The 26,841-nt window shown below is 61.7% G+C and carries 18 protein-coding genes and 4 pseudogenes; 11 read left to right on the forward strand and 11 right to left on the reverse strand.

Going from position 1 to position 26,841, the window contains the following annotated elements; genetic code table 11:
* Nucleotides 1-118: 118 nt before the first annotated feature.
* Genes pepN through AC07RO_RS24665 form a run of 6 tightly spaced genes read right to left on the reverse strand, consistent with a single transcriptional unit; the run spans nt 119 to nt 6,692 of the window.
* Nucleotides 119-2,815 carry an aminopeptidase N gene (gene pepN, locus AC07RO_RS24640; protein ID WP_495087299.1) on the reverse strand — a complete coding sequence of 899 codons (2,697 nt, stop codon included), beginning with the start codon at nt 2,813-2,815 and terminating at the stop codon, nt 119-121.
* Between the two features lie 29 nt (nt 2,816-2,844).
* On the reverse strand, nt 2,845-3,675 hold the full coding sequence (locus AC07RO_RS24645; RefSeq protein ID WP_495087300.1) for a DUF2797 domain-containing protein: 831 nt from the start codon (nt 3,673-3,675) through the stop codon (nt 2,845-2,847).
* Entirely contained in the window at nt 3,672-3,932 is a 261-nt protein-coding gene (locus AC07RO_RS24650) for a YeaC family protein (protein WP_074888021.1), read from the reverse strand. The genes AC07RO_RS24645 and AC07RO_RS24650 overlap by 4 nt, the downstream gene beginning before the upstream one ends.
* Nucleotides 3,933-3,961: 29 nt before the next feature.
* Complete coding sequence (locus AC07RO_RS24655) at nt 3,962-4,834, reverse strand: rhomboid family intramembrane serine protease (RefSeq protein WP_495087301.1); 873 nt, start codon at nt 4,832-4,834, stop codon at nt 3,962-3,964.
* Entirely contained in the window at nt 4,831-5,802 is a 972-nt protein-coding gene (locus AC07RO_RS24660; RefSeq protein ID WP_423574938.1) for a metallophosphoesterase, read from the reverse strand. Before AC07RO_RS24660 ends, AC07RO_RS24655 begins: the two co-directional genes overlap by 4 nt.
* Nucleotides 5,802-6,692 (reverse strand): NAD(+) kinase, encoded by an 891-nt coding sequence (locus AC07RO_RS24665; protein WP_037011709.1) that lies wholly within the window; start codon nt 6,690-6,692, stop codon nt 5,802-5,804. Before AC07RO_RS24665 ends, AC07RO_RS24660 begins: the two co-directional genes overlap by 1 nt.
* Before the next feature lie 187 nt (nt 6,693-6,879).
* Here AC07RO_RS24665 and AC07RO_RS24670 point away from each other — a divergent pair, with 187 nt between their 5' ends.
* On the forward strand, nt 6,880-7,866 hold the full coding sequence (locus tag AC07RO_RS24670; protein ID WP_495087311.1) for a DUF1853 family protein: 987 nt from the start codon (nt 6,880-6,882) through the stop codon (nt 7,864-7,866).
* Here AC07RO_RS24670 and AC07RO_RS24675 read toward each other — a convergent pair.
* The 4 genes from AC07RO_RS24675 to AC07RO_RS24690 all read right to left on the reverse strand — a co-directional run bounded on the left by AC07RO_RS24675 (nt 7,829) and on the right by AC07RO_RS24690 (nt 13,141).
* A complete protein-coding gene (locus AC07RO_RS24675) occupies nt 7,829-9,112 on the reverse strand; it encodes an arsenic transporter (RefSeq protein WP_346630533.1) in 1,284 nt (427 codons plus the stop codon). The two genes, AC07RO_RS24670 and AC07RO_RS24675, sit on opposite strands and share 38 nt — an antisense overlap.
* Nucleotides 9,106-10,344: an MFS transporter gene (locus AC07RO_RS24680; protein WP_495087302.1), complete on the reverse strand. Its 1,239-nt coding sequence runs from the start codon at nt 10,342-10,344 to the stop codon at nt 9,106-9,108. The genes AC07RO_RS24675 and AC07RO_RS24680 overlap by 7 nt, the downstream gene beginning before the upstream one ends.
* 277 nt (nt 10,345-10,621) lie before the next feature.
* Entirely contained in the window at nt 10,622-11,962 is a 1,341-nt protein-coding gene (locus AC07RO_RS24685; RefSeq protein WP_495087303.1) for an MFS transporter, read from the reverse strand.
* 150 nt (nt 11,963-12,112) lie between these two features.
* Complete coding sequence (locus AC07RO_RS24690) at nt 12,113-13,141, reverse strand: 1-aminocyclopropane-1-carboxylate deaminase/D-cysteine desulfhydrase (RefSeq protein WP_495087304.1); 1,029 nt, start codon at nt 13,139-13,141, stop codon at nt 12,113-12,115.
* Between the two features lie 242 nt (nt 13,142-13,383).
* Here AC07RO_RS24690 and AC07RO_RS24695 point away from each other — a divergent pair.
* The 5 genes and pseudogenes from AC07RO_RS24695 to AC07RO_RS24715 all read left to right on the forward strand — a co-directional run.
* Nucleotides 13,384-15,726, forward strand: a pseudogene (locus AC07RO_RS24695) (type VI secretion system Vgr family protein); the annotation flags it as partial.
* 774 nt (nt 15,727-16,500) lie between these two features.
* A pseudogene (locus AC07RO_RS24700) lies at nt 16,501-17,313 on the forward strand (phospholipase effector Tle1 domain-containing protein); the annotation flags it as partial.
* 17 nt (nt 17,314-17,330) lie between these two features.
* On the forward strand, nt 17,331-17,948 hold the full coding sequence (locus tag AC07RO_RS24705) for a DUF2931 family protein (RefSeq protein ID WP_282371746.1): 618 nt from the start codon (nt 17,331-17,333) through the stop codon (nt 17,946-17,948).
* Nucleotides 17,949-18,045: 97 nt separating this feature from the next.
* Nucleotides 18,046-18,684, forward strand: a complete 639-nt coding sequence (locus tag AC07RO_RS24710; RefSeq protein ID WP_495087305.1) for a DUF2931 family protein — start codon at nt 18,046-18,048, stop codon at nt 18,682-18,684.
* A gap of 97 nt (nt 18,685-18,781) precedes the next feature.
* Nucleotides 18,782-19,420 (forward strand): DUF2931 family protein, encoded by a 639-nt coding sequence (locus AC07RO_RS24715; RefSeq protein ID WP_495087306.1) that lies wholly within the window; start codon nt 18,782-18,784, stop codon nt 19,418-19,420.
* A 95-nt stretch (nt 19,421-19,515) separates the two neighbouring features.
* Here AC07RO_RS24715 and AC07RO_RS24720 read toward each other — a convergent pair whose 3' ends face one another.
* Nucleotides 19,516-21,555: an oxidoreductase gene (locus AC07RO_RS24720; RefSeq protein ID WP_495087307.1), complete on the reverse strand. Its 2,040-nt coding sequence runs from the start codon at nt 21,553-21,555 to the stop codon at nt 19,516-19,518.
* Nucleotides 21,556-21,840: 285 nt separating this feature from the next.
* Between AC07RO_RS24720 and AC07RO_RS24725 the strand changes: the two are divergent.
* The 5 genes and pseudogenes from AC07RO_RS24725 to AC07RO_RS24745 form a co-directional block, all read left to right on the forward strand.
* Nucleotides 21,841-22,314: pseudogene (locus AC07RO_RS24725) on the forward strand (MCP four helix bundle domain-containing protein); the annotation flags it as partial.
* Nucleotides 22,315-22,326: 12 nt separating this feature from the next.
* Nucleotides 22,327-23,481, forward strand: a pseudogene (locus AC07RO_RS24730) (methyl-accepting chemotaxis protein); the annotation flags it as partial.
* 209 nt (nt 23,482-23,690) lie between these two features.
* Complete coding sequence (locus tag AC07RO_RS24735; protein WP_495087308.1) at nt 23,691-24,842, forward strand: carbon-nitrogen hydrolase family protein; 1,152 nt, start codon at nt 23,691-23,693, stop codon at nt 24,840-24,842.
* Between the two features lie 3 nt (nt 24,843-24,845).
* Entirely contained in the window at nt 24,846-25,886 is a 1,041-nt protein-coding gene (locus AC07RO_RS24740) for an AraC family transcriptional regulator (protein WP_495087309.1), read from the forward strand.
* Between the two features lie 647 nt (nt 25,887-26,533).
* The coding region (locus AC07RO_RS24745) for a pyridoxal-phosphate dependent enzyme (protein WP_495087312.1) at nt 26,534-26,841 on the forward strand (308 nt) is incomplete at its 3' end.

Below are 26,841 nucleotides of genomic sequence, written 5' to 3' on the forward strand. Positions count from 1 at the left end.
CCAGTCCTACGAAGGCGTAGCGTGCAAGACTGCATCCGAAGCGCTGAAACCAGGAATCAGCGCCCACAAAAAAGGGCTGTCCGCGCAAACGGACAGCCCTTTTCAACATCCGCCCGATTTACGCCAGGCTTTTGCTGACCACTTCATACACGTCCGGCGACAGCGGGCCGGAGGCGAGGATGCGCTCCAGTTCCGCTTTCATCAGCGCTTGCCGCGCGCTGTCGTACTTGCGCCAGCGGGTCAGCGGCGCCAGTTGGCGGGAGGCGATCTGCGGGTTGAAGCCGTTCAGCTCGATGACCAGATCGGCCAGGAAGCGATAGCCCGAACCGTCCGCCGCGTGGAAGTTGATCAGGTTCTGCCCGGCAAAGGCACCGATCAGGGCACGCACCTTGTTCGGGTTCTTCATCGTGAACGCCGGATGCTGCATCAGCGCTTTCACCCGCTCCAGCCCGCCCGGCAAGGTGCTGCCGGCCTGTACGCTGAACCACTGATCCATGACCAGTGCGTTGTCCTTGAAGTTTTCCGCGAACACTTCCAGCGCCTTGGCCTTCTCGGCCTCGAACGGCGAGTTCACCAGCACGGCCAGCGCAGTCAGGCGCTCGGTCATGTTGTCGGCCGTGTCGAACTGATCGATGGCGGCGGCCAGCACGTCCGGCTTGCCGGTCTGCATCAGGTACGACAGCGCGATGTTCTGCAACGCACGGCGAGCGAAGTGCTCGGACGCGGCCACATACGGCGTCTGCTTGGACAGCTCGCGGTTGGCCTGATAACGCGTCCACAGCGCGTCGCTCAGGTTGTCGGCCAATTGCTGACGGGCAAACTCCCGCGCGGCGTGGATCGCATCGACGTCCGCCACTTCGCTGATCTCAATGAGGTACGCCTCGCCCGGCAGCGAGAGCATTTCCGCGACCATGGCCTGATCCAGACTGTCATCCGTCAGCACCGTGTGCAGCGCGGTGATCAGACGCTGATCCATGACCAGCGGCTCGCCCTTCTGGTGCTGGGCAATCAAGTCCTGCAGCACTTGAACCGACAGTTGCTGACCGGCGTCCCAGCGGTTGAAACCGTCGCTGTCGTGCTGCATGAGGAACATCAGTTGATCGCGGTTGTACGGGAAGCTCAATTTGACCGGCGCCGAGAACCCGCGCAGCAGCGAAGGCAGCGGCTGCTCGGCGATGTCGATGAAGGTGAAGGTCTGCTCGGCTTCGGTCACCGAGAGCACGCGGGAGGTGTTCACCGCCGGTGCCTCGCCCTGCAGGCGCAGCGGAAGCTCCTGACCCTGGGCGTCCAACAGACCCATGGCGACCGGAATCACGAACGGCAGCTTCTGATCGCCCGGCTGGCCCGGCGTGGTCGGCGTGCTCTGACGGAAGGTCAGGCTGTAGGTCTTCGCGTCAGCGTCATAGGACTCGCTGACCGCCAGACGCGGCGTGCCGGCCTGGGAGTACCAGCGCTTGAACTGGGAGAAGTCGACACCGTTGGCGTCTTCCATGGCCTTGACGAAGTCGTCGCAGGTCACGGCCTGGCCGTCGTGGCGCTCGAAGAACAAGTCGCTGCCCTTGCGGAATCCCTCCACGCCCAACAGCGTGTGGATCATGCCGACCACTTCCGCGCCCTTTTCGTACACGGTCAGGGTGTAGAAGTTGGAAATCTCGATGAAGCTGTCCGGGCGCACGGCGTGGGCCATGGGGCCGGCGTCTTCGGCAAACTGGTGGGTGCGCAGATAGGCCACATCCTGGATGCGCTTGACCGTGGCCGAGTTCATGTCGGCAGAGAAGCCGGAGTCACGGAATACGGTGAAGCCTTCCTTCAGCGACAGCTGGAACCAGTCGCGGCAGGTGACGCGGTTGCCGGTCCAGTTGTGGAAGTATTCGTGGGCAACGATCGCTTCCACGCGCTGGTGGGCGGCATCGGTGGCGGTTTCGGCGCGGGCCAGCACGGCGCTGGAGTTGAAGATGTTGAGGCCCTTGTTCTCCATGGCGCCCATGTTGAAGTCGTTGACCGCAACGATCATGAAGATGTCCAGATCGTATTCGCGGCCGTAGACCTCTTCGTCCCAGCGCATGGACTTCTTCAGGCTGTCCATGGCGTGCTGGCATTTGTCGACGTTTTCCGGCTCAACGAAGATGCGCAGCGTGACCTTGCGCTGGCTCATGGTGGTGAAAGTGTCTTCGATGCACCACAAGTCACCGGCCACCAGCGCGAACAGGTAGGCCGGCTTCTTGAACGGGTCCTCCCAGGTTGCCCAGTGACGCTGGGTGTCATCGGAGGGGCCGGCGGCGATCAGGTTGCCGTTGGACAGCAGGATCGGGAAGGCCTGCTTGTTGGCGCTGACCGTCGTGGTGAACTTGCTCATCACGTCCGGGCGGTCGAGGTAATAGGTGATCTTGCGGAAGCCCTCGGCCTCGCACTGGGTGCAGAACATGCCACTGGATTTGTACAGGCCTTCCAGGGCGGTGTTGGTTTCCGGGTGGATCTTCACGGTGGTGTCGAGGGTGAAGGTCTCGGAGGTGGGCTGGACGGTCAGGCTGTCAGGGGTCAGCCGGTAGCCGTTCTGTGCAAGGTCGCCCTCGGACAGGTCGACATCCGCCAGCTTCACCGACAGCAGTTCAAGCTGCTGGCCGTCGAGTTCCAGCGGTGGCAAGGCCGCGCCCTGGGCAAGCGCGGCGCGCTCCGGGTTGCGGCGCATCACCAACTGCGCGTGGACCAGGGAATGGTCGTCGAACAATTCGAATGTCAGGTGGGTCTCTTCAATGAGGTACTCAGGCGCCTGATAATCCTTCAGGTAAATCATTTTCGGCTGGTCGGTGCGCATGCGGTTGTCCCTTCTTCTGCTAATACGGGCTACTGATGCACGGCGAGTTGATACGCCGTGTATTTGCGAATATTGATCACGCCGGTGTCGAAGATCAGGTACTGCCCTTTGACGCCCAGCAGGGTGCCTTCGGCGATCGGATCCTTGTCCAGATTGAAGCTGACGATCTTGGTCGGATAGGCCTCTACCGGGTATCGGATCTCGATGGGCTCGACATCGTTCATCACCTGAATGGCCTGCAGGCCAAAGCGCATCTGCAGCGCGACCAGGCCTTCGGCGCAGGACTCGAACAGTTGCTGACGAATCGCGGCCAGGTCAACCGCCGGTGGGTCGCCCTTGAGCAGCGCGCGCCAGTTGGTGCGGTCGGCCACCTGGCTGCGGAACAGGTCTTCCACAAAGCCGGACTGCTGGCGCGTGGCGCAACGCACAATCGGCAACGCCTGACTGGCGCCCTGATCCAGCCAGCGCGTCGGCAGCTGGGTTGCGCGGGTGATGCCGACTTTGACGCCCGACGAGTTGGCCAGATAGACCACGTGATCGGTCATGCAGAACTGCTCGCCCCACGCCGGATCGCGGCAGGTGCCATGCTCGTGATGGCAGCGTTCGGGGCTCATGATGCACAGGTCGCACTGCGCCAGCTTGAGCATGCACGGGTAGCAATAGCCCTGGCTGTAGCTGGTTTTGGTGCGCTTGCCGCAATGGCTGCAATGAATCGCACCCAGAAACTCAAGGCGCACGGTCTTGCCGATCAGCGGATTGACCGGGATCTGTGAATCACCCAGCCGGAACGCGTATTCCACCCGCGAGGCCTCAAGCCGCGCGGACATTTTGTTGACGGAGCCTCTGCCGATTTCAATCAATGAATGGAGTCCGATTTGAACAGGATATTGGGCACTGGCGCCGACTTCGAGGCGCACTCTTGCGGGCCCATGTAGCCGATGCGCTGGTCCTCGGGCACGTTGCGCACTTCCCAGGCAATCAACGCCTGCAGCGACAGCTCACGTTGCTCCTGGGTCAGCTTGCGGCCGTCGGACCATTTGCCGATTTCCACCGCCAGCTTCAGGCTTTCGTAGACGTCCGGGGTGATGTTTTCGATCATTTCGACAAAAGAGGACATTGGGTTCTCCCAGAATTAAGCGGGCAATTTTAGTGCTTGCGGCGGGCCAGTGCACCGCCCACAAGACCTGTAGCACAACCGATGATCAGTCCGCCGACATGGGCGCCGTTGGCGATTTCGCCAAACCCGAGCGCACCGACGACACCGGACAGGCAGACCACCAGCCAGATCAGCATCATCCCCAGAACACCCCGTGGTAAACGATACATGGGGTTGGGGGCGAGCAATTGAAAGATCCAGCAATGGCCGAGCAAGCCATAAAGTACCCCGGACAGGCCGCCGAACAGGCTCGGGCCGCTCCAGAAATACTGGACGTAATTTGAAAACGCACTGAACGCCAGGGTCAGCCCGAGCAATTGCCAACCGCCCTGGCGCATTTCGATGCGCCGACCCAGTTCCCAGAACCACAGCGCGTTCATCACCAGGTGCAGCAGGCCGAAGTGAATCAGCATCGGCGTGACGACCCGCCACCACTGCCCTGCCCCCAGGGACGTTTCCACCGGCAGGAAGCGGATGTACTCGCCGTTGACGCGGAAGTCGTTGAAGGTCAGCCAGCTCAAGGCCTCGAAGTTGTCGCCGAGCAAGGTGACGCCGGCGACGATCAGGCACAGCAGCAAGACCACGCTGGTCACCGGGCTGCTGCGCACTTGCACCAGCGGGCTCGGCCTGCTCACGGCCACGACTTCGCGGCCCGGCGGCAACTGCGCGGTCGGGTCGCCTTCGGGGTATTGCTGATACAGCTGGCGGATGTCATCGGCCAGTTGCGGCGCATCGGGCACCCACAGCACTTGCTCGCCGGCCTCTTCGCTGACCCGATGGGGCACGTTGAGGCGCCGCAGCAATTCGACAAAACCGCTCAGGTCGGTGTGAAGCGGCAGGCGTAAGACAGCAACCGGACTCATTGACCTATCTCCGGTCGGGTAACGTCCACCCAGACGAACTTGTCCGGGTCGATCTGTATTTCCTGATCCAGCCGGTAGGCGACCAGCTTGCCGTAGAGCACGGCACTGTAGTCGAGGCAGGCCAGGTTGGGGCGGATCGGCGCGGGTATGCCGCTGCGCCAGTAGTGACCGACGAACAACAGCGGCTCATCGGCGCCGTACCGCAGCAGCGCGTTTTTCTCGCTGGGGGACAGCGGCCGACGGGCCACCGGCTCCGGCAGCGCGTCAGGCTGGAACACCACGTCGCCGTAGGTCTGCGGGTCGTCTTCCCAGAATTTGGTGCGGAACGAGGCGCGGGTCAGGCCGTCGCCACCGGTCAGGGTCATGCCGTGGGGCAGGCGCATGTCGGTGCCGCGCAGCAGGCGATCAAACACCGCGCTGGCAAAACTGCCCGGCTCCGCCGAGGCCTGCACGAAGGCCTGATCGATGCGGCCGTCGCCGTAAACGCTGCGCAAAGGCGCGATCAGGCTGGCATCCCAACAGGCGTGGACGACACGAAAGCGCTCGGCGTCGATGAACAGCGGCAACTGATAAAACCATTTGAGAAAGTCATTCCAGTCACCGGGGTGCTGCTCGAACTGCGCCAGGGTTTCGCCCAGCAGGCGGGCATGGCGCGGCGTGTGTTCGCGCACCCACTCATGGCCGCTGTCGGGCGGCGCCGGCGTGCTCCAGCCCAAAGCGTTGAATTCATGGTTGCCCATGATGCAGAACGCCTGGCCGGCCTCGACCATGTCACGGACGATGTGCAGCGCTTCGCGAATGCGCGGGCCGCGGTCGATGATGTCGCCGAGGAACACGGCGATGCGCTCAGGGTGGCGCCAGACGCCGGCCTGAAAGCGGTAACCAAGGGTGTCGAGCAAGTGCTCAAGGGTCTGGGCACAACCATGCACGTCACCGATCAGATCGTAGCCACGCGCGGGATCGAGCATCAGTCGCTCCCGCCGCCAAGCCGACTGCCCCAACCGAGTTTGGTCCGGCAGACTTCGTAGTAGTTGTGGTCGAGGGGGTGAATGAGGCGCAGCTTCTGCGGCTTCTTTTTCACGGTCACGGTGTCACCCGGCGCGCAGGTGAAGTGGTTCTGGCCATCGCAGGAAACCTGTGGGTAGATCGTCATGTCCTTTGAGACAACGATTTTCAGCTCACTGTTTCCATCGACGACAATCGGCCTGCCGGACAGCGTGTGCGGGTACATCGGCACGATGACGATAGCGTCGAGCTTGGGGTGCATGATCGGGCCGCCCGCCGACAGCGCGTAGGCCGTGGAGCCGGTCGGGGTGGCGACGATCAGGCCGTCGGCCTTCTGGCTGCAGACGAACTGGCCGTCGATATAGATTTCGAATTCGATCATCCGCGTGGATTTGCCGGGGTGCAGCACCACGTCGTTGAGGGCGTCGCCCTGGCCGATCGCTTCGCCATGGCGGCGCACTTCGGCCTGCAGCAGGAAACGGTTTTCCACCAGATAGTGGCCGTCGAGCACTTCGGCGACTTTGACTTCCAGCTCATCGGGGCGAATGTCGGTCAGGAAGCCCAGGCTGCCACGGTTGATGCCCAGCACCGGCACGTTGTGCTTGGCCAGCGCACGGGCGGCGCCGAGCAGACTGCCATCGCCGCCGACGACGATGACCATGTCGCAGACTTCGCCGAGCATCTTGCGCGAAGAGGTCTGCAAACCATGCCCCGGCAGGACCTCGGCAATGGCGTCTTCGAGGATCACATGCAGGTGCCGGGATATCAGGAATTTCTTGAGTCGGCGAACGGTCTCCACCACCTGGGTACTGCCCAGGCGACCAATGATGCCGATATTTCGAAATTGCTCCATGGGGCTCCCGCAGGCTTGATGCGTGTAAAGAACGCGATTATGGGCGAAGGGGTCGGGGGCGGCAAATGGGCTCTCTGCGCGCAACCTTCGAGCAGCGCCGTTCCAAGGGTGCGAAATGTACGGGCTGCATCCGAAGGCGACGGTGGAGCGGTGGCCCCAAGCGCCCATCACCCGCTATTCTGCCTGGATGAATAACCCTTTCCCGTCCCTGAGCGCCCTGCCCCGTCAGCTGCGTACGCCCACCGTGCGTGACCTGGCGTGGGTGATTCTGTCGCCGCCCCTGCTGGCGGAAACCCGGTGGCCCCAGCGTCACCCGCTCAGCGGCAGTGACTGGGTGCAGCAGCCCGAAGCGCTTGAAGCGTTTTTAACGCAGCTGGACCAAGACGACAGCGCACTCAGCGACTGGCTGGCGAGAAGCTCGACGCGCCGGCTCGGGCTGTATTACGAGCGGCTGTGGCAATTCGCGATCCAGCACGCGCCAGGCGTCGAGCTGCTCGCGGCGAATCTGCCGATCCAGGGCGAAGGGCGCACGCTGGGCGAGCTGGACCTGCTGCTGCGGGATAAAGACGGCGTTCACCACGTCGAGCTGGCGATCAAGCTCTACCTTGGTCGGGAAGACCAGGACGGCGAAGATACGGCGCACTGGCTGGGTCCCGGCTCCGTCGACCGGCTGGATCTGAAGCTCGCCCACCTGAATCAGCATCAACTGCCCATGTCGGCGCGCCCGGAAAGCACCGCGATACTCGCCGCGCGAGGTGTGGAAACCCTCAGCGCTTCGCTTTGGTTGGGCGGTTATCTGTTCTATCCGAGTCCAAACACCGCCGCCTCCCCTCAAGGGGTACACCCTGAGCATTTGCGCGGGAGGTGGCTGCATCAAAAGGACTGGCCGGGTTACGCAGAAAACACCCTGGAGGGCCGCTGGCAATTGCTTCCGCGTCCGGCCTGGCTGGCGCCGGCGCGCTGCGACGAGGCATGGACACCCCGTGAGTTTCAGGACTGGCTGGAAGCCCTGAACCCGCAGGCGCCGGCGCAACTGCTGGTGCGCCTGACCCGCCATGCCGACGGCCACTGGGAAGAGGCCGAGCGGCTGTTTCTGGTTTCGGACCTGTGGCCGGACCTGCCGGCCCCGCGCCGCGTTACAGACTCAGTCGCAGCACCAGCGCCGCCAGAGTGATCAACAGCACCGGTACGGTCAGCACGATGCCGACGCGGAAGTAATAGCCCCAGCCGATGGTCACGCCCTTCTTTGCCAGCACATGCAGCCACAACAGCGTCGCCAGACTGCCGATCGGGGTGATTTTCGGGCCCAGGTCGCTGCCAATGACGTTGGCGTAAATCATCGCTTCCTGCAGCACGCCGTGGGCGTGGCTTGCATCAATGGACAACAGGCCGATCAGCACCGTCGGCAGGTTGTTCATCACCGACGACAGCAGGGCCGTCAGCACGCCCGTGCCCATCGCCGCGCCCCACAAACCGTGTTCGGCGAAACGATCGAGCCAGGTCGCGAGGTAATCGGTCAGGCCCTGATTGCGCAGGCCGTACACCACCAGGTACATGCCCAGGGAGAAAATCACGATCTGCCACGGCGCGTCTTTCAATACCTTGCGCGTCGAGATGCGGTGGCCCTTGGCAGCGATGCCCAGCAGGATCGCGGCGCACACGGCGGAGATCGCACTGATCGGAATCCCCAGCGGTTCCAGGGCAAAACAGCCCACCAGCAAAATCCCCAGCACCCACCAGCCGGTCTTGAAGGTCGCGCGGTCCTTGATGGCCGAAGACGGTTCGGCCAGTTGCGAGGCGTCGAAGGTTTTCGGGATGTCGCGGCGAAAGAACAGCATCAGCACTGCCAGCGTGGCGGCGACGCTGACCAGATTCACCGGCACCATCACCGAGGCGTAGCGGTTGAAACCGATGCCGAAATAGTCGGCGGACACGATATTGACCAGGTTGGAGACCACCAGCGGCAGGCTCGCGGTGTCGGCAATGAACCCCGCCGCCATGACGAAGGCCAGGGTGGTCGCCGGCGAAAAGCGTAGCGCCAGCAGCATCGACATGACGATGGGCGTAAGGATCAACGCCGCGCCGTCGTTGGCGAACAACGCCGACACCAGCGCGCCGAGCAGCACGATAAACGCGAACAGCCGCCGGCCCTTGCCGTTGCCCCAGCGCGCCACGTGCAGCGCGGCCCAGTTGAAAAACCCGGCCTCGTCGAGCAGCAGGCTGATAATGATCAGCGCAATGAACGTCCCGGTGGCGTTCCAGATGATGTGCCAGACCTGAGGGATGTCACTCAGGTGCACCACCCCGAAAATCAGGGCGAGCACTGCGCCAAAGGTTGCACTCCAGCCGACACCAAGGCCCTTGGGTTGCCAGATCACCAGGGTGATGGTGACCAGAAAAATCGCGACGGCTATCAACATCTTTTTGAAGTTCTCGGAAGCAGGATGGCGAGGATGCCCAACAGCGGCAGGTAGGAGCACAGCGTGTAGACATAAACGATGCCGTGAAGATCCGCGAGGTGACCCAATAATGCAGCGCCGATGCCGCCGAAGCCGAACATCAGACCAAAGAAGATGCCGGCGATCATGCCGACGTTGCCCGGCACCAGCTCCTGGGCGTAGACCACGATGGCCGAAAACGCCGAGGCCAGGATGAAACCGATGATCACGCTGAGCACGCTGGTCCAGAACAGGTCGGCGTAGGGCAACGCGATGGTAAACGGCGCCACGCCCAGAATCGAGAACCAGATCACCGCCTTGCGGCCGATGCGATCACCGATCGGCCCGCCGAAGAACGTGCCCGCCGCCACCGCCGCCAGGAACATGAACAAGTGCAACTGGGAACTGGCCACAGACAGATGGAATTTGTCGATCAGGAAGAAGGTGAAGTAGCTGGTGAAGCTGGCCATGTAGAAATATTTGGAGAACACCAGCATTGCCAGCACCACCAGCGCGCTGGTGACCCGCCGTTTCGACAGCCCGTGGGTCGCCGCCTGGCCGGCCTTGATCTTGAACAGCGCCAGGTGCGCCTTGTACCAGCGGCTGATCGCGTACAGCAGGCCTACGGAAAACAGCGCCACCAGCCCGAACCAGGCGATGTGGCCCTGGCCGAACGGGATGATGATCGCCGCCGCCAGCAGCGGCCCGATAGCCGATCCACTGTTGCCGCCCACCTGAAAGGTCGATTGAGCCAGGCCAAAGCGCCCACCTGAGGCCAGCCGGGCGATGCGCGAGGCTTCGGGGTGGAAGGTCGACGAGCCGATGCCAATCAACCCTGCGGCGAGCAGGATCAGCGGGAAGCTGCCCACGGTCGCGAGCAGCATCACGCCGCCCAGAATGCACAACGAGCCGACCGGCAGCACCAAGGGGTTGGGATGGCGATCGGTGTAGTAACCGACCCAGGGCTGCAGCAACGACGCCGTGACCTGAAACGTCAGGGTGATCAGCCCGACCTGGGTAAAACTCAGGCCGTACGAGGCCTTCAGCATCGGGTAGATCGAAGGCAGGATCGACTGGATCAGGTCATTGAGCAGGTGCGCCAGTGCCACCGCACCGATGATGCGCATGACCAAGGGGCTTGATTGCGTTGATTGCGAGGCGGGAGCGGGTTGGGTATCGGTCGCGGGCACGGTTGCAGGGCGGGTAACGGCCATCGGGTCCATCCATCGAACGTTGACGCGCCGTCGGACTCGTTACAGAACATGTCAGCGGCACAAGGGGTCGCCAATGTGCCATTTTTTGGGGCGCCGCTGCCATGTTTTGTTGCTGATTTGTGAGTGGGATAGCGTGTTGCAGTTGTTCTGGCACCCCGTTATCGTCTGGCAGGCGCAACCCTTGTGGGAGTGAGCTTGCTCACGAAGACGGCCTGCAATCCGCCGAAACTCCAGCAGATATTCCGACATCTACGCGAGCATAGAGCACCGCCCCCAGTCAAACCACCGTCTGCAATCTCCCCCGCGCCGTCAACGAACCTTCCACCTCATGCAGCGACACTTTAGACGTCTCCGGCAGCGCCAGTCCGCCCGCCAGCGCCAGCAGCGCGATCACGATCAGGTAAAACGCCGGCGCCAGGTTGCTGCCCGTCGCGCCGATCAACCAGGTCGCCATCAACGGGGCCGTTCCGCCGAAGATTGTGTACGCCATGTTGTAGGTGATCGCCGAAGCGGTGTAACGGGTGCGTGTCGGAAAGGTCTCCGACAACAGCGCGGCCGTGACCACTCCGCACAGGACCGCGCCAATCGCCAGCAACATCACGCCGACGATCGACGCCACAAACGAACCGGAACTGGCCATCAAAAACGACGGATACACCACCACGATCAGCAGGACACAGGTGCTGAGCACGGTCTTGCGGCGCCCGACCTTGTCGGAAAATGCCCCGGCCACCGGACAGATGGCGGCGGCGAACAGCAAAGCGATCAACGACACCAGCAGCGCGGTGGCACGACTCAGCCCGCCCGCCACCTGCAAGTAGGTCGCAAAATAGGTGGTGAACATGTAGAACGACAGCGCCGTCAGCGACACGAACGCGCCAAGGCAGCAAATCGCCGCGCCGTGGTTGCGCAGGGTTTCCTTGAGCGGCGAATGAGCGACAGCATGCTCCTGCTTGACCGCCTGAAACGCCGGGGTTTCGTCCAGTTTCCAGCGCAGGTACAGCCCGACCAGCCCCAACGGCGCTGCGATCAGAAACGGCAGCCGCCAGCCCCAACTGCCCATGGCTTCGGTGCTCAGCGAGGCTTCCAGCGCGTAGGCAATGATCGCCGCCGCCGCGAACGCCGAAAAAGTCGATACCGGCACGAAGCTGCCGTACCACGCCCGCTGCGTGCGTGGCGCGTGCTCCATCAAGTAAGCGCACGCCCCCGCGTACTCGCCGCCGGCAGAAAAACCCTGGGCGCAGCGAATGAGGGTGAGCAAGACGGGCGCCATCACGCCGATTGCCGCGTAGGTCGGCAACAGACCGATGATGGTCGTCGCCCCGGCCATCAGCAGAATGGTGAACGCCAGCGTGCGTTTGCGGCCGATACGGTCGCCCAGCATGCCGAAGAACACCCCGCCCAGCGGCCGAAACGCGAAGGCCACGGCGAACACTGCGAAGGTTTTCAATAACGCCGCGCTGGCATCGCCGCTGGGGAAGAACTGCTGGGCGATGGTCGTGGCCAGAAAGCCGTACACCGCGAAGTCGAACCATTCGACGAAATTGCCGATGGCGGCGGCAACGATGACTTTTCTCAGAGTGGCAGGGTCAACCTGCTCAAGGACGGGAGTGGTCATGCATACCTCGGCGCACGTGGGAAAGATCCGATTATCGACACAGCGCCCTGCCCGCCCGACTCCAGAAATGCCGCCGACGTACTCAGGACCGACCTGTCGGGAGGTGTGGGCCGCAGGATTCGTGCCAGTACGCGAATGCGTGCCTGGGCGTCAGCGATGTGCTAGTTCAGGATCGAAAGTTCGTTTGCCCTGTAATCCCCCCGTGTGCAGGAAAATCAGCCGCGTGCCCTTGGCGACTCGGCCCGAGATCACTTCGTCGTGCAGCGCCAGCAAAGCCTTGCCGGTGTACAGCGGCTCGAGGGGTATTCCGGATTCGGCTTCGTGGCGCGCGATGAAATCGAGCAACGCGGGGTCGGTCTTGGCGAAGCCGCCACGGCTGGCGTCGAGCAACCGGTAACCCTGGGGTTTACAGCTCGCAGCCAACGTGGCGTTAAGCGCCTTCTGATCACGTTCTGGCAAGGTCGCCGGTTTCGACAACGACACCGCCCCTTTAGGAATGAGTTTGCTCACGAAGGCTGAAAGAATGTCCTCCACATTGCCCTCAACCCCATGACCATCGGGCACCGCCATCGCGCCGATCACCTCATGCTGCCCCGCCTCCGCCAGCACCAGGCCAGCCAATGTGGTGCCAGTCCCGCACGCCAGCCACCAGCAGTCGTAATCTTCCCATCCCAAAAGGCCGAGCTGGCGGCGCGCCTGTTCGACGATTTCAACGCAGCCCACTGCCCCGCCGAGCCCGCCGCCGCCTTCAGGCACCGGATAAAGATGCGGATAACGCTCGCGCCACGGCACCCAGAAATCCCTGTCATGCCGCGCGCGATAACCGGCGTAACCCAGCCAGTTCAGCTCCATGCCGAACCCCAGCAGATCCAGCACCGTTGGCGTTTCGACCGCATGCCCCCGCACCAGCCCGACCGTGGCAAAACCAAAGCGCTTGCCCGCCGCCGCCAGCGCATGCAGGTGATTGGAATGCGCGCCGCCCAGGCTGATAACGCCCCGCGCGCCGGCCTGCTCGGCGGCCGCCAGATGGTGCTTGAGCTTGAACCATTTATTGCCGCTGATCAGCGGATCGACGAGGTCCAGCCGCAGGATCGCCGCCTCCACACCGGCTGTCTGGAGCCAGTCGAAACGGAGGGGTTGCAGCGGTGCACAAGGGAGTGGTGATGAAGGAGCAAACATGAAATCGGTCGGGCAATGGACGGAGCGCGAGTCTAGCACTCGTTGCGCTGGCGTCTCGATTTGGGGGGCTGTGTAGGGGAATTCTTGATCTTCATTAGGAAGCGTCCGGTTCGTGTTTTGCCTATGGAATGACGCTTTGAAAACCCTCATCTTCGCCCGCCTCAGCCCTCTCTCATGGACGAGTTGACCCCGTTTTCTGCCGACCGGTCAGGGGCGCTTATTCCTGCCAAGGACGCTCACTCATGCTCACCGTATTGCCACCTTTTTTCGATCACAGTCGCCATAAACTTGTTGTTCATCGCTTTCCTGTAGCGCTCGATGTACTTGCGTTCGAGGGGGAGGAGCGGCTGAGTCAGCCGTTTCATTACCGCGTTGAATTTACTTCGGTTGAGCAGGACATAGGGGCTGAACGTGTGTTGGGGCGGGATGCGCAGTTCAGCCTGCATGCGGCGGCGCATACGTTGCCTGTTCCGATTCGTGGGTTGCCGGTGCCTTCGGTTAAACCGCTGCGAACGCTGCATGGTGTGGTTACAGGTTTTAAACGTCTTTCTGGTTCGGCTGACGAGGCCAGATACGAGATTACTTTGCAGCCGCGCCTTGCCTTGCTGGGCCGAGGGCGGCAGTTTCGGATCTATCAGCATCAGTCGGTGCCGCAAATTGTCGAGAGCATCTTGCGCACGCGGCATGACTTTGAGGGACAGGATTTTCTGTTCTCGCTGGTGCGGGAGTATCCGACGCGTGAGCAGGTGATGCAGTACGGCGAGAGTGATCTCGCTTTCATTTCCAGGCTGTTGGCGGAGGTGGGGATCTGGTATCGCCTCACCAACGATGAGCGATTGGGCATTGCGGTCGTTGAGTTTCATGATGATCAGCGGCATTACGTTCGGCCTCGGGTGAGCTTGCCGTTTCGGCCGCAGTCGGGGTTGGGCAGCAGTGGTGCGGATGGGGTTTGGGGATTACAGGTCAGTCATGAGGTGGTGGAGCAGAGCGTTCATTTTCGGGCTTATCACTATCGGGATGCCAGTGCGGGGCTGGATGGGGATGTGGACCAGACGAGGGGTGATACCACGACTTACGGCGAGGCCTACCACTATGCCGAGCCGTACAAGGTGCTTGGCGACAAGCTGGATCAGGATGAGGATCTGCTGGGGGAAAGCGGGTTTTTTTATGCCCGGTTGCGGCATGAGCGGTATCTGAATGATCAGACGCGCCTGAGCGGTATAAGCAGCAGTGCTTCGTTGGGATTGGCGCAGGTGCTGGCGATTTCCGGTGGAGCGCCCCAGGCGTTTGAGCCGGGAGCAGTCGTTACAGGATTGAAGCTGAGTGCGGCGCGGGATCGCAGTTTCGAGCTGAGTTTTGAGGCTATTCCGTATTCCGAGAGTGTGTGTTTTCGGCCGCCGTTGCTGGCCAAGCCTGAGATAGCGGGCACTGTTCCGGCGCGGGTCACCAGTTCGCTGGCCAACGATCCGTATAGCCACATTGATAGTGAAGGTCGTTACAAGGTCAGCTTTCTGTTCGACCGAGACAGCTGGGAAATCGGTCAGGAAAGTCTGTGGCTCAGGTTGGCTCGGCCTTACGCCGGCGATACACACGGCCTGCACCTGCCGCTGATCTGCGGGACCGAGGTGGCGATCGCGTTTGAGCAAGGCGATCCGGACCGGCCGTATATCGCCCATGCGCTTCATGACAGTCGCCATCCCGATCATGTGACGTTGCTGCGCAGCGATTACAAACGCAACGTGCTGCGCACTCCGGCCAATAACAAGCTGCGCATGGAAGATGATCGCGGCAAGGAGCACATCAAACTCAGCACCGAACACAGTGGCAAGAGCCAGCTGAACCTTGGGCATTTGGTCGACAGCGTGAAGGATAAGCGCGGCGAAGGCTTTGAATTGCGCACCGATGGCTGGGGCGCGATTCGGGCGGGGCGTGGGGTGTTTATCAGTGCGGATGGGCAGACCAAAGCGCAGGGCAAGCAGCTCGACATGAGTGCCGCAATCGGTCGCTTGCAGAGTGCCGGCGAGCAGCTGAAAACAATCTCCGCAGATGCTGACATTAGTCACGCCGATGCCGCTGGCGTCCAGGCGCAACTCGATCTGCTCAAACAGGATCTGGACGCGCGCAAATCCTCGGTGTTGCTGCTCAGCGCTCCGGACGGCATTGCCCTGACCAGCGCCAAACATCTGCAACTGGCCGCGCAAGACAACCTGATGCTCAACGCGGGCGGCCACGCCGACATCAGCGTGGTCAAGAAACTGTTCATGGGTATCGGCCAGGGCCTGAGCCTGTTCGTGCGCAAGGTCGGACTCAAGCTGATCTCCAACGAGGGCCCGGTGAGCATCCAGGCACAGAACGATACGCTTGAACTGCTCGCTCGCCAGGGAATAAACATCACCAGCACCGAAGATGAAATCCACATCACCGCCAAGAAGCGAATCGTCCTCAATGCTGGCGGCAGCTACCTCGCCATTGAGCGGTGCAGCATCGAATCCGGCACCGCCGGCGACTATCTCATCAAAGCCGCGCACTTCGATTTCAGACCGAAAGCCGCGCAGGAGGTTGAACTTCCGGCCTTGCCACCACTGTTGGATATCCCGCCTGAACTGCACGAGTTCTGGCCCAGCTTCAGTGGCGGCAACATTCACTACGAACGGAGCATGATCAAAAATGCTTCGCCGGTTAAAGAGCCTGAGCTAGTTGAGGAGGAAGAAGAGGAAGAGGAAATCGCCGATGGCATCACCCTGCGCATCGGGCTGTTCTTTGACGGGACCGGGAATAATCAGAGCAATGCGGCGGCGACCGCACAGTGCCGACAATCGGATTTGGACAGCTTCAGCCGTGAAGAGCTGGAGAGCATTGCGGCGACGTGCAAGCAGTACGGGTTTGGGGAGTTTGACGGCAGTGCGTTTAACAGCGCGCCGAATAACAGTTACGGGAATGCGCCGAGTAATGTGGCGCATTTGTATGATTTGTATCCGGATAACAGCACTACTCCGCTTAAAGCAGACCAAACAATCGCCTATATCTCCACTTACATAGAAGGGATCGGCACTCGTAGTGGCGGCGAGGATGCCACTCTTTATGGGCAGGGATTGGGCCAGGGTGAAACGGGCGTTGTGGCGCGGGTGCAGCAAGCACCTAACTCAGTAAGGGGGCGTCTGCGGGAATTCATTACAAAAAACCCCAGTGTGACGATAAGCAAAATCGAGTTTGACGTGTTTGGTTTCAGCCGTGGCGCTGCTGCTGCACGACATTGCGCCAACGAAGTATTGAAGCCCGGACGCGGAATATTCAGCGAGATGCTCACAAGCGGCAGGGGCGGTCTCCCAGGAAGCTTCGATCCCGCCGCTGATGTGTGCATCAATCTGATTGGCCTGTTTGATACCGTTGCCGCGATCTCGACACCCTTGCGTGGCGATTTCAGCCCCGGCGATGACATTAATCGAGGCGTAAATCTCTACCTGCCACCCGACTGCGCGCGGCAGGTTATCCAGCTTCAAGCGCTCGACGAGTACCGCGCCGACTTTTCTCTCAACAACGTGCACCACACGCACCTCCAGATAGGCCTGCCGGGCGCCCACTCCGATGTTGGTGGGGGATATCTACCGCGCGCGCGGGAAAAACTGTGGATGACACGACCCCGCAAGGCCAGCGCTCCGACCGGTCAAAGGGTTGAATCCCATGCCGCGTGGGCCCTTGCAGAGGCGGACGCCAAGGCATTGCGCGAATCAGGCGTGGCCCGCGATGGCTACGTTGCGGTGAAAGCCTGGCCTGCAGCAACTAACCCTCGCGGCAGAGCTGCGTCGGTCACCGAGGACTACTGGGTAACCGTGCTGCTCGAACGCCCGGTGCATGGCGAACTGAGCCTAATTGCATTGCGTGTCATGCGTGAGCTGGGGATGCGTCACGGCGTCCCGTTTAAGAGCCTGGACGGGCGGCCTGAGCTCGCAATGCCCGACGAGCTCAGGCCTATCGCCAAGCGAATCTTGCAGCGGGTGATGACGGACCGGCTCGTAAGACTCGAACCTGCGCAAGAGGCGTTGCTACGAGCGAGGTACATCCACCTGTCCGCACACTGGACCCCTGAAGGTCCCTTCTTACTCAGCAAACCGGCACCGCTGAATCGTAGGAAGGTGCATCTCAATCGTCCGCAAGAAGGTTATCCCGAATGAGGCACTTGGCGTATGCAGTGGTATTGCTGATCAGCCTGAGTGCCTGTGCAGCTAACTCTTCATTTCCAGCGAGGCCCAAGCTGCCGTATCCGGCGTGGTATGTAGGGTTGGCGGCGCCCCAAAATATGGAGGTGTGGGTGGAGACGGTTGATGTGCTGGATCAGCGCGGCCTTGCATTTTTTCGCGTGCACGGTGGCGTCGCAAGCTACACGGGTCAGCCGGATGGCTGGCACAAAGGAGGAGGCAAGTCCAAACCCATCAATAACGTCGACTTGCCAGATCAAATTTTTCTGCGCTGGCAATCCTTAGTTGAACCACAAGCCTACAAAGTTTTGATCAAAATACCCCAGTGGGTACGCTATGAAATGATCAAGCCACAGCGGGAGTTTTGTAGCTGGGATCAGGAAGTCGTCACTCTATATCGGAACACCATAAGCCTGGGCATGGCGCCCGGAGGCATCGTGAAGGTCTGGGTCGGAGCAGGGTGTTTAGAGCATAAGGAGGTCGGCCGCTTTCAGGCTGAAGTCGAGCCGCTCGGTCCCTACCGTGGCGCAAGCAAAGGCAAGTACATCCCGCTCGAACCGGAGAACAAAGCTTACGTAGAACAGCACGGCATTCCCTATGGGAGTTGGTAACTCGGCGATGAGCGCTAACAATGAGCATCACGGCACGCGACGGCTAGCGCATTTGCGGCGTTGTTCAAGGCTCTCATTTGCAGACTGGGTTTCCTGAATGAGGCATCTGGTCTTTGCGTTCGGATTGCTGATCAGCCTGAGTGCCTGCGCAACGGGAGGCTCAGTACCCCCACCTGTCAAGCTGCCTTATCCGGCGTGGTACATAGGTTTCGCCGCGCCCAGACACATGGAAGTATGGGTGGAAAGCGTCGATGTGCTCGATCAGCGGGGATACGTTTTCTTCAACGTGCATGCGGGAGTCGCCGGTTACACGCGTAAGCCCGAGGGCTGGCATAAGGGCACATCTGGAGGGAAACCTATCAACAACGTCGACTTACCAGAACAACTCCTTCTGCGCTGGCAGTCACTTGCGGAACCTCAAGCCTACAAAATCAGCATACGGATTCCGCAGTGGGTCCGTGATGATATGACCAGGCCCGAGCGTGTTCTGTGCCAGTGGAATCAGCAATGGAAAACAGACTACCGAGAGACGATCACGCTGGGCATGGCACCCGGCGGAATCGTAAAAGTGTGGCTAGGCGGATCGTGTTTGGATTTCAAGGAAGTCGGTCGTTACCAAGCCAAAGTCGAGCCGCTCGGCACCTACCGAGGCGCAAGAAAAGGCAAGTACATCCCGCTCGAACCTGAGAACAAAGCTTATGTAGAACAACACGGCATTCCCTATGGCAGTTGGTAACTCGGCCATGAGTGGTAACAAGGGGCATCACGGCACGCGACGGCTAGCGCATCTGCGGCTTTGTTCAAGGCTTCCATTTGCAGACTGGGTTTTCCGAATGAGGCATCTGGTCATTGCGCTCGGATTGCTGATCAGCCTGAGTGCCTGTGCCACGGGTGGCTCAGTACCCCCACCTGTCAAGCTGCCATATCCGGCGTGGTATATCGGCTTCGCCGCGCCCAAACACATGGAAGTGTGGGTGGAAAGCGTCGATGTGCTTGATCAGCGGGGATATGTTTTCTTCAATGTGCATGCTGGAGTCGCCGGTTACACACGTAAGCCCGAGGGCTGGCACAAGGGCACATCTGGTGGCAAACCCATCAACAACGTCGACTTACCAGACCAACTCCTTCTGCGCTGGCAGTCACTAGTGGAGCCTCAGGCTTACAAAATAAGCATCCGGATACCGAAGTGGGTACGCGATGAGATGGTGACGCCACAGCGCGTGTATTGCCGCAGTTCAAAAGAATGGATGGACGACTTCCGTTTCGCGATTACGCTGGGAATGGCTCCGGGAGGTATCGTGAAAGTTTGGGCCGGTGGGCCATGTCTGGGTTTCAAGGAGGTCGGCCGCTACCAAGCTAAAGTCGAACCGCTCGGACCCTACCGTGGCGCAAGCAAGGGCAAGTACACCCCACTCGAACCGGAGAACAAAGCCTACGTCGACCAGCACGGAATCCCCTACGGCAGCTGGTAACCGCCCCCAACCGCCAGAGTCCCCACAGCCCCTGGCGGCACGCGACCCAACCCGCCAAATCCGCCAGCAACATCACCCGAGAGAACCCAACCCCCTTACAACCCCGCCGCCAACCGCGACCCCTGATCAATCGCCCGTTTGGCATCCAGTTCAGTCGCCACATCCGCCCCTCCAATCAGATGCACGCTCTGCCCCGCCGCCTGCAACCCGTCATACAGTTCACGCAGCGGATCCTGCCCGGCGCAGATCACCACGTTGTCCACCGGCAGCAGTTTCTCCTCGCCCTCTGCCCCAATCCGAATGTGCAGACCCGCATCGTCAATCTTCAAATATTCCACGCTGTTGAGCATCTGCACCTGTTTGTTCTTAAGCCCCGTGCGATGAATCCAGCCGGTGGTTTTGCCCAGGCCATCGCCGACTTTCGTGGCCTTGCGCTGCAGCAGGAACACCTGACGGGCCGGTGCATGGGGATGGGGCTTGATCCCGGCCACGCCACCCCGCGCTTGCAGTTGGGTATCGATGCCCCACTCGTCCCAGAACGCATCGCGATCCAGGCTGGTGTAGACGCCCTGGTGCACAAGGTATTCCGACACGTCGAAGCCGATGCCGCCCGCGCCAATCACGGCGACGGACTTGCCCACCGGCTTGCGGCCGAGGATCACGTCGAGGTAGCTCAGCACCTTGGGGTTGTCGACGCCGGGGATGGCGGGCGTTCGTGGCGCGATGCCGGTGGCCAGAATCACTTCGTCATAGCCCTTGCCGAGCAGGTCATTGGCCGTGACGCGGGTGTTCAGGCGCAGGTCGACGCCGGTGGTCTGCAGCTTGCGGCCGAAGTAGCGCAGGGTCTCGAAGAACTCTTCCTTGCCCGGAATGCGCTTGGCGATGTTGAACTGCCCGCCGATTTCGCTCGCCGAGTCGAACAACGTCACGTCATGCCCGCGCTGGGCCGCGACGGTTGCGGCAGCGAGGCCCGCAGGACCGGCGCCGATCACGGCGATTTTGCGGACCTGAGTGACCGGCAGGTAATTGAGCTCGGTTTCATGGCAAGCGCGTGGGTTGACCAGGCAGCTGGTGAGTTTGCCGCCGAAGGTGTGGTCGAGACACGCCTGGTTGCAGCCGATACAGGTATTGATCTCGTCGCTGCGACCCGCCGCGGCCTTGTTGACGAATTCGGGGTCGGCGAGAAACGGGCGCGCCATGGAGACCATGTCGGCGTCACCTTCGGCGAGTATCTGCTCGGCAACCTCGGGGGTGTTGATGCGGTTGGTGGTGATCAGCGGGATCGACACCGAGCCGCGCATTTTCGCCGTCACTTTGGCGAAGGCAGCGCGCGGGACTTTGGTGGCGATGGTCGGAATCCGCGCTTCGTGCCAGCCAATGCCGGTGTTGATCAGCGTGGCCCCCGAACGCTCGATGGCCTGGGCCAGTTGCACCACTTCTTCCCAGGTACTGCCGCCCTCGATGAGGTCGAGCATGGACAGGCGATAAATGATGATGAAATTCGGGCCGACGGCTTCACGCACGCGGCGCACGATCTCTACCGGCAGGCGCATGCGGTTTTCATAGCTCCCGCCCCAACGGTCGCTGCGATGGTTGGTGTGGGCGACGAGAAACTGGTTAATGAAATAACCTTCGGAGCCCATGATCTCGACGCCGTCGTACTCGGCGGTCTGCGCCAGGGTCGCGCAGGTGACGAAATCCTGAATCTGCTTCTCGATGCCCTCTTCGTCGAGCTCTTTGGGTGTGAAGGGGTTGATCGGCGCCTGGATCGCGCTCGGTGCGACTTGCTTGGGGCTGTAGGCGTAGCGGCCGGCGTGAAGGATCTGCATGCAAATTTTGCCGCCAGCCTCATGCACGGCTTTAGTGACGACACGATGGTTGGCCGCCTCTTCCGGCGTCGACAGCTTGGCCGCCCCCGAATACACCCCGCCTTCAGCGTTCGGTGCGATGCCGCCGGTGACCATCAGGCCGACCCCGCCCCGTGCGCGCTCGGCGAAGTACACCGCCATGCGCTCGAACCCGCCCGGCTTCTCTTCAAGCCCGGTGTGCATCGAGCCCATCAGGGTACGGTTGCGCAGCGTGGTGAAACCCAGGTCCAGGGGAGCGAGCAAATGCGGGTAGTGGGGGGCGGCCATAAAAACTCCATCGAGCATCATCACGGGGCGCGAGCGCTCTGTGGCGCTCGTCGAATCAGTCAGGGCCTTGGACCAGCGCCTTGTACATGGCGCAAACAGTAAACAGCCGCTCGGTCATGCTCAATGACTGGAAGTGACAAATCCATGATCAAGCGGTGCACCTCATCGTTCATCGGGCCAGCCTCCAGATTCGGCCTTCGGCGCCGATAGCCCCACAACGACCTTGCCGCACCGCCTCGATGTCTGAGCAATGTCCTTTTTCTCAATACCTCGGCAGGACGACCAATGAGCTGGATCAATGATGCAAAAATTTCGACCAAGTTGGTCGCAGCCTTTGTGCTGTGCGCCTTCATCACCTTGGGTGTGGGTGTGCTCGGAAGCCGTGGCGTGTCGGACCTGTCGGACAGCCTGAAGCTGGTGTTCAGCAACAACCTGGTGTCCGTCGCAAAAACCGGCCAGGCCAAAACCAACGCCGTAGGGCAAAGCCGCGATCTGTATCGGTTATATACGGCGACGGCCGCCGGCATGCCCCAGGGCGTGAAGGACGAAGTGATTGCATCGATGAACGCCAACCAGCAGCAAAGCGAGAAAGCGTTCGCCGAATACCGCAAGACCCCGCTGGCCGACGATGAGCGCGCGGCGGGCGACCAGATGGAAAAAGACTGGCCGGCCTACCAGGCACTGGTCCAGAAATACGTCGGCCTCATGAAAGCCGGCGACCTTGATAACGGCCGTGCCTTGTTGTTTGGCGATCTGCAGGCGGCGTTCCGCGTGGTGCTCGATGAATTGACCGTTATGGTTGAGTCCAATAACCGGCAGATCGGCGAAGGCGCCGAGGATGCCGCCCGCATGGAGTCCTCCGCCAAGACCTCGCTGTACATCGGCATCGCTATTGCCTTTCTGGCGGCGATCTTGCTGGGTATGTTCATCAGTCGCCTGATCAGCCGTCCTCTCGCCTATGCGGTCACGAGCGCGCGGAGCATTGCTGGCGGTGATCTGACTCAACAGATTGTCAGCACCGGCCGTGATGAGGCCGGGCAATTGTTGACGGCGCTGGGCGAGATGCAGGGCAGCCTGAAAAGCACCATTCAGCAGATTGCCGATGCGTCCAGTCAACTGGCCTCTGCCGCAGAAGAGCTGACCGCCGTCAGCGATAACGGCAGCCGAGGGTTGGTCCGCCAGAACGACGAGATCCAGCAGGCCGCGACCGCCGTCACGGAAATGACTTCCGCTGTGGAAGAAGTGGCGCGTAACGCCGTGTCCACTTCCGACGCGTCTAGGACCACCAGCAAACAGGCCAGCGAGGGCCGCGACCAGGCCCGTGGCGCGGTCGAAGCCATCAACAGCGCGACCACCGAAATCGCCACCTCGACCAACATGGTCCGCGACCTCGCCGTGCAGGTCCGGGACATCGGCAAGGTGCTGGACGTGATTCGCGGCATCGCCGAACAGACCAACCTGCTGGCCTTGAACGCCGCCATTGAAGCCGCCCGTGCCGGTGAGCAGGGCCGGGGCTTTGCCGTGGTCGCCGACGAAGTCCGGGCCTTGGCCGCGCGCACCCAGGCCTCGACCGGTGAAATCGAAGGCATGATCAACAGCGTCCAGGCCAGCGCCGACCAGGCGGTCGGGGCGATGGGCAAAAGCCAGTCGCTGGTGACCGACACCCAGGCCCTGGCCCAGGCAACGGGCCGCGCCCTGGAGCAGATCGCCGACGGCATCGCCCAGATCAACGAACGCAACATGGTCATCGCCACCGCATCCGAGGAGCAGGCGAATGTCGCGCGCGAGGTGGACCGCAATCTGGTGAACATCCAGGATCTGTCTACCCAGACGGCGGCCGGTGCGCACCAGACCAACGCGTCGACTCAGGACCTTTCCCGCCTGGCGGTTTCGTTCAACACGCTGGTCAGCCGCTTCCGCCTGTAAAACGCGCTGCCCGTGATGCCTGCAAATCGCCGGCATCACGGTTGATTCATACAGCGCAGGCGGCCGCCGATGCCGCCTCGCTTCAACGCATTCGCCGAATGGCCGCCCTGGTCGTTGGCAAACCTTCTCCAAATCGCCGTTTTGCCGTAGCCTTCCGGCAACGTCATGGCGCCCCGCGCGCCTTCTTCAGAGGCAGCTCTCCTTTCTTCATGCGCAAAGTTCTCGGCTCACTTACCGCAGCAGTGCTGGTGATGCTTCTCGTCAGCTACGGGCTGTGGACGGGCAAGCGTCATGTCGGGCACTACCTGACGGACCTGCGCATCCAGTTGGTGATCAACGACGGGCAACCCGGGGAACGCGGCAACCTGCTGGGCATTCAGCCCGAGCTGTTCCCTTCCGATTATTCGAGCGTCAAGCGCCTGCACCGCAAGCTGGCGTCCTATCTGGTGCAGGCTCGCGACCATGGGCTGCTCAACGATAAAACCATCGTGGTGCTGCCCGAGCACATCGGCACCTGGTTGTTGGCGGTGGACGAAAAAACCCAGTTCTATCAGGCCACCACTCTCGAAGAAGCCATGAACTGGCTGGCGTTCAGCAACCCGCTGCTGTTCATCGACGCGGTGATTCACGCGCGGGGCAGCAGCCGCTTCGAGGATGCGCGTTTGCGCATGAAGGCGCACAGCATGGCGCAGGATTATCAAACCGTGTTCGGCGGGCTGGCGAAGGAATTCGGGGTAACGCTGGTGGCCGGCTCCATCGTGCTGCCCAGCCCGCAGGTGGAAAACGGTGAACTGCGCATCGGCCATGGCGCGCTCTACAACAGCAGCCTGGTGTTCGGCCCTGACGGCCTGCCCTTGGGGCAACCCCAGCGTCAGTTGTTTCCGGGCTGGAATCAGCGGGGTTACATCCGCCCCGGCAAGGACGCGCCGCTCAACGTAGTCGACACCCCCGCCGGGCGACTGGCAACGCTGATCGGCAGTGACAGCTGGTACCCCGACAACTACGCGCGCCTCAATGCCAGCGGCGTCGAGCTGATTGCGGTCCCGGCCTACGTTGCAGGCACGGACGGCTGGTCGCAACCCTGGCGCAGCGACAAGCACGACGCGCTGGCGGCCCATCTGAACCTGGGCGCCAAGCCGATCACCCAGGGCGAAGCATGGCGTCGACTGGCCCTGACACCGGCCAGCACGGCCAAGGCCGGCGTCAGCGTGTTCATGCGCGGCCAGTTCTGGGACCAGGGCAGCGCCGGGCACAGTTTCGCCAGCCGCGACGGACAGAGCATCGCCGAGCAATCCATCAGCGCCGCCCCGAAAGGCGTCCGCCCCGGTCATGGCGCGCGCCTGATCAATCTGTGGTTGTGACCGATGAGCTCCCCTCGCGTGCGTCTGGGCGATCTGTCCGTGGGTTTCGTTCACAGCCTCGCTGATGCTGTTCGCGGCGAGGGCAAAGACCCGCACCCCTTGCTGGCGCAATATGGCCTGGACGCTGCGCGACTGGGTGAGGCCGGCGCCCGGCTGTCGATCCCGCGCTACATGCGCCTGGGCCATGGGGCCATCGAACTCACCGGCATGCCTGCCCTGGGCCTGAGGATGGGCCAATCCAGTCGCTTGAGTCACGCCGGGCTGGCCGGCATCACCGCTGCCCAAGCGCCAACGGTGCGGGAAGCGGCGCGGACGCTGATTCGCTTTGAAGCGCTGTACGGCTCGAATTATCGCGGCCAGTCGAGCCTGCACGAAGACAGCGCCGGTGCCTGGCTGCGTTTTTACTCGATCAGTCCGTACAACGACTACAACCGCTTCGTGGTGGATTCGATTCTCAGCGGCTGGCTGCATCAGCTGTCGACCCTGAGCGGGACGAAGCTTGTCGCCGAACGTCTGGAGATCGAATTCGACGCCCCCGCCTACGCCGCGGAATACGCCACGCTCTGCGAGCAGCCCGTGAGTTTCGCGGCGGGAGTCAATCAGCTGCGCCTCAACCAGAATCAGCTTGGCCTGCGCAACCCCGACCACGTGCCGAGTACCTGGCGGCATCTGCTGCAGGTGTGTGAACGGGAACTGGAACAGCTCACCCGCACTCGCAGCCTGCGCGAGCGCATCACCCAATTGCTGGGGCCGTTGTTGAATGGGGGGCGGGAGCCGGATCTGGAAGAAGTGGCCGCGCGACTGAAGCTGCCGACCTGGACCCTGCGCCGCAAGCTGGCGGACGAAGGCACACAGTTTCGCGCGATCCTCAATGACACCCGGCGCGACCTCGCCATGACCTACATTCGGGACACCGAACTGGCCTTTGGCGAAATCGCTTACTTGTTGGGATTTGCGTCGGCCGAAGCCTTTCAGCGGGCCTTCAAACGCTGGACCGAACAGACGCCCGGTGCGTTTCGTCGTAGCCAGCGCCAGTCGCTCTGACTGGCAGGCGTGGGCTTTCTTACAACTCGGTGGCGTCTTCGGCAGGTTCCAGCGGGTCCATCTCGTACGCCTGGTATTCCAGCAGTTCTTCCTGGTACTCGTCCATTTTTGCGCCCTCGTGGCGGGTTCTTGTGATCGATGGTGTTTTTGTGTCGCTGAGTCATTCAGCAGCAGATTCACTGACTACGCGCCCAACCCTAAAGTGCCCTCATGAACAAAAAATGAAGGCCCGTTGAACACTAGACGCGCCCGGATAAACGGCAAGTGCCAAGTGATCTCCAAGCCTTCTTTGGGCTCGCCCTCCGTTTTTTCGGCCTGCCAGTTTTTTAGCGATGATGGGGTTAGCCCCCTTGACGACCGCGCCGTGTTCGCAATAGTCTCGACGCCATGAACGCACCCCAGCATTGCTTCGGCCAGATAATTATTACCGCCATTCCAGTCATGGCGGGTTAGCCGACGTTTGCACCCAACCCGCCCTAGAGGCGGGTTTTTTCTCTCTGTCTCCCGGGCCAAAAAGCACATCAGGAGCCAGACATGATGATTCGCCCTTCCCTCGCTTTCTTCGCTGCCAACCTGATCATCGCAAGCCTTTCCACGAGGCCCACACGATGAATCAGATGCCAGCCCAGCCGCTCGCTCAGGGCGACTTGCTCAATCACTACGTCAAGAAGATCCTGACCTCCCGCGTGTATGACGTCGCCGTGGAAACCCCGCTGCACGCCGCCCGCCAGCTGTCTGCGCGCCTGGGCAATAACGTGCTGCTCAAGCGCGAAGACTTGCAGCCGGTGTACTCCTTCAAGATTCGCGGCGCGTACAACAAGCTGGCGCAGTTGAGTCCGGAAGAACTGGCGCGGGGCGTGGTGACGGCGTCGGCGGGTAATCACGCCCAAGGCCTGGCGCTGGCGGCGAAGACGCTGAACGTGTCGGCGACCATCGTGATGCCGAAGACCACCCC

This window comes from Pseudomonas sp. GW821-FHT07F05 (assembly GCF_059418765.1).

Excerpts from the sequence above, each read along its gene's own strand:
- AC07RO_RS24740 (WP_495087309.1), top strand. The coding sequence starts at position 24,846 with ATGAGCTCCCCTCGCGTGCGTCTGGGCGATCTGTCCGTGGGTTTCGTT.
- AC07RO_RS24650 (WP_074888021.1), bottom strand. The coding sequence starts at position 3,932 with ATGTCCTCTTTTGTCGAAATGATCGAAAACATCACCCCGGACGTCTAC.
- AC07RO_RS24660 (WP_423574938.1), bottom strand. The coding sequence starts at position 5,802 with ATGCTCGATCCCGCGCGTGGCTACGATCTGATCGGTGACGTGCATGGT.
- AC07RO_RS24715 (WP_495087306.1), top strand. The coding sequence starts at position 18,782 with ATGAGGCATCTGGTCATTGCGCTCGGATTGCTGATCAGCCTGAGTGCC.
- AC07RO_RS24670 (WP_495087311.1), top strand. The coding sequence starts at position 6,880 with ATGAATAACCCTTTCCCGTCCCTGAGCGCCCTGCCCCGTCAGCTGCGT.
- AC07RO_RS24665 (WP_037011709.1), bottom strand. The coding sequence starts at position 6,692 with ATGGAGCAATTTCGAAATATCGGCATCATTGGTCGCCTGGGCAGTACC.
- AC07RO_RS24710 (WP_495087305.1), top strand. The coding sequence starts at position 18,046 with ATGAGGCATCTGGTCTTTGCGTTCGGATTGCTGATCAGCCTGAGTGCC.
- AC07RO_RS24720 (WP_495087307.1), bottom strand. The coding sequence starts at position 21,555 with ATGGCCGCCCCCCACTACCCGCATTTGCTCGCTCCCCTGGACCTGGGT.
- AC07RO_RS24655 (WP_495087301.1), bottom strand. The coding sequence starts at position 4,834 with ATGAGTCCGGTTGCTGTCTTACGCCTGCCGCTTCACACCGACCTGAGC.
- AC07RO_RS24675 (WP_346630533.1), bottom strand. The coding sequence starts at position 9,112 with ATGTTGATAGCCGTCGCGATTTTTCTGGTCACCATCACCCTGGTGATC.
- AC07RO_RS24685 (WP_495087303.1), bottom strand. The coding sequence starts at position 11,962 with ATGACCACTCCCGTCCTTGAGCAGGTTGACCCTGCCACTCTGAGAAAA.
- AC07RO_RS24680 (WP_495087302.1), bottom strand. The coding sequence starts at position 10,344 with ATGGCCGTTACCCGCCCTGCAACCGTGCCCGCGACCGATACCCAACCC.
- AC07RO_RS24735 (WP_495087308.1), top strand. The coding sequence starts at position 23,691 with ATGCGCAAAGTTCTCGGCTCACTTACCGCAGCAGTGCTGGTGATGCTT.
- pepN (WP_495087299.1), bottom strand. The coding sequence starts at position 2,815 with ATGCGCACCGACCAGCCGAAAATGATTTACCTGAAGGATTATCAGGCG.
- AC07RO_RS24690 (WP_495087304.1), bottom strand. The coding sequence starts at position 13,141 with ATGTTTGCTCCTTCATCACCACTCCCTTGTGCACCGCTGCAACCCCTC.